Annotated in this window: 4 protein-coding genes and 1 pseudogene; 4 read left to right on the forward strand and 1 reads right to left on the reverse strand. The window is 56.3% G+C overall.

Annotated elements, in window-relative coordinates; genetic code table 11:
• The 4 genes and pseudogenes from obgE to proB form a co-directional block, all read left to right on the forward strand.
• Window positions 1–295: pseudogene (obgE, locus tag PROAA_RS10030) on the forward strand (GTPase ObgE); the annotation flags it as partial.
• Window positions 255–551 (forward strand): nucleotidyltransferase family protein, encoded by a 297-nt coding sequence (locus tag PROAA_RS10035; RefSeq protein WP_245664238.1) that lies wholly within the window; start codon window positions 255–257, stop codon window positions 549–551. The pseudogene obgE and the gene PROAA_RS10035, both read left to right, overlap by 41 nt.
• Window positions 548–895 carry a HepT-like ribonuclease domain-containing protein gene (locus PROAA_RS10040; protein ID WP_186411207.1) on the forward strand — a complete coding sequence of 116 codons (348 nt, stop codon included), beginning with the start codon at window positions 548–550 and terminating at the stop codon, window positions 893–895. Before PROAA_RS10035 ends, PROAA_RS10040 begins: the two co-directional genes overlap by 4 nt.
• Complete coding sequence (gene proB, locus PROAA_RS10045; protein WP_186411208.1) at window positions 892–2,007, forward strand: glutamate 5-kinase; 1,116 nt, start codon at window positions 892–894, stop codon at window positions 2,005–2,007. Before PROAA_RS10040 ends, proB begins: the two co-directional genes overlap by 4 nt.
• A 123-nt stretch (window positions 2,008–2,130) precedes the next feature.
• Here the strand turns inward: proB and PROAA_RS10050 are convergent.
• Window positions 2,131–2,764: porin (locus tag PROAA_RS10050; protein ID WP_186411209.1), on the reverse strand; the 634-nt coding region annotated here is incomplete at its 5' end.

Here is a 2,764-nt window from a genome sequence, read left to right on the forward strand (position 1 = left end):
CGAACTCGCCGCCAGGCCGCGCTGGCTGGTGCTCAACAAACTGGATCTGATTCCCGAAGAAGATCGGGAAGAACGTGTTGCCAACTTCCTGCAAGCCTACAACAACGGCATGCCAATGGCAGCCTCATGCTTCAAAATCAGCGCCATAAATGGCACAGGCTGCCGCCAACTGATTTACGCGTTGCAGGATGCGCTTGAGGAAATGGGCAGGACGAAGCAAGATACAAATCTCGCCAATAGCCGTGGGTTGATCGATGAAGACAATGACGCTGGATACGCTACGCGCGATGCGTGAGGAAATTCTTGCCCTTGCAGATCGCCATAAAGCGGAACAAGTAAGGGTGTTTGGCTCGGTTGCGCGTGGCGAAGCCTCCCCAGAAAGCGACGTCGACCTTCTGGTCCATTTTCGCTCAGGCGCCTCCTTGCTCGACCTAATCGGATTGCGACAAGGCGCATCGGATTTGATGCAGGCGCGCGTCGATATCGTCTCTGACGATGTCATTTCACCTTATCTGGTCAATCGCATTCTTGGTGAAGCGATCCCGCTATGAGCAGCAAAGACCCAAACGTCTTCCTTGCGCATGCCAGGGATTGCCTTGTTCGTGTACAGGACTACGCCGTTGAAGGTGAAACTTTCTTTCTTCGAGATCGTAAAACCCAGGATGCCATTTACCGGAATCTTGAAATCGTCGGCCAGTGCATCAAGGATGCTGGCGTCGATTCACTGCGCTCGACCCATCCGGAAGTCGATTGGCGCACCATTGCCGACTTCCGCAATGTACTCGCTCATGCTTACCAAAGTGTAAAACCAGAGATGGTATGGGCCATCATTGCGACAGAAACACCGCGATTGCTTGACGCACTTAACCGCATTCTCGACGGTTGGAAGCCATGACTTCCATTACCAAATCAAAACGATTCGTCATCAAAGTGGGCTCCGCGCTCGTCACCAACAATGGCCGGGGGCTTGATTTGTCCGCTATCAACGAATGGGCGCGGCAGATTGCCGTGTTGCGCCAGAACAACAAGGAAGTACTGCTTGTCTCTTCCGGCGCCATTGCCTGTGGCATGCAGCGCCTTGGTTTGAGCATCCGGCCGAGTGCCGTGCATGCCTTGCAAGCGTGTGCCGCCGTTGGCCAAATGGGGCTGGTACAAGTCTATGAGCGCGCCTTCGCCAGTCACGGACTGCACACGGCACAGGTGCTGCTTACCCACGACGACCTAGCCGACCGCAAACGCTACCTCAATGCCCGTTCGGCCTTGACGACGCTCCTTGAATATGGCGTCGTGCCGATCATCAACGAGAACGACACCGTAGTTACCGACGAAATCAAGTTTGGCGACAACGATACGCTGGGCGCACTGGTCGCCAACCTGGTCGATGCCGACTGCCTGATCATTCTCACCGACCAGCAGGGGCTATTTACGGCCGACCCGCGCAAGGATCCGGCGGCAACACTGATCAGTGAAGCCGTCGCCGGAGAACCCCGGCTGGAAGCCATGGCCGGCGGCGCCGGCTCGTCAATCGGCAAAGGCGGCATGATCACCAAGGTGCTGGCCGCGAAACGTGCGGCACGCAGTGGCGCACACACCGCAATTGCCAATGGCAACGAGCCCGACGTGATGCCGCGACTGGCTGACGGAGAATCGATTGGCACCCTGCTGGTCGCGCAAACGCAGCCCTTGGCTGCCCGCAAGCAGTGGCTGGCCGATCACCTGCAGTTGACAGGGAAACTGGTACTCGACGAGGGTGCGATCAAGGCCCTGCGCGGAGGTCGCAGCCTGCTGCCGGTCGGCGTGCGCAAAGTTATCGGGGAATTCGAGCGCGGCGCGGCAGTGGCCTGTGTGTCACCCGAAGGCGCTGAAATCGCTCGCGGCCTGGTCAATTATCCGGCCAATGAAACCCGCCGCATTGCCGGCAAGCCATCAAACAACATCGAAAGCATTCTCGGCTACATTGACGAGCCGGAGCTGATTCACCGCGATAATTTGATTCTGCTTTCCTGATTCTGGTCACCTGATTCGGAAACATTGGCGTCAAACGCAGACGACAATTCCACTGGATTCTGTAAACAAAAAAAACGGGCGCCGAAGCGCCCGTTTTTACATTTCTAAGAGACCGAAATCAAATTAGAAAGAGTGCGTGACACCAGCAACGAATGTGTTGTTGTTCTCACCGATGAATCTCGTGTTTTTGACGGGGCCAGCAGCGTTCAGAGTATCGTTGTCGTTACCGGCATAGGTATAGGCGGTGTACAAGGTCGTGCGCTTGGACAGCGAGTGCTGGTAGGCCAGCGACCACGAACTCGAACTACCCGCGCCGCTACGGTCCCAACTCACGTCAGCATAGCCAAGCGAGACTTTGCCGTTAGTGAACACGGGCGCCGATGCACCGATAGACCAGACCCGGTTGCTGGCTTCTTGTGCCGAAGTACCATTGTTGTCGTTCTGATCAAGATAGGTAGCATAAAGCTTGACGACCTTGAAGTCGTAAGTTCCACCCAAGGCCCACTCATTAACCGAATCCTGAGTCGCAGCCGATGAGGCGATAAGTGTGCTGGTGATGCCCTGACGGGATTGATAAACGACGTCAAGATTCAGCGGACCGTTGGCGTAGTTCAAGCCGGCGCCCCAGAAACCATCATTGCCCTGGCTAACGCCGTTGGTCGTCGAACCGCCGCCTTCGCCATAACCATAGATGGCATTGGCGGTGAAGCCGGACCAATTCGGGCTGGCGTAGGTAACCGCGTTGTTGATACGAGCA

The organism is Candidatus Propionivibrio aalborgensis (assembly GCF_900089945.1).
Taxonomy (GTDB): domain Bacteria; phylum Pseudomonadota; class Gammaproteobacteria; order Burkholderiales; family Rhodocyclaceae; genus Propionivibrio; species Propionivibrio aalborgensis.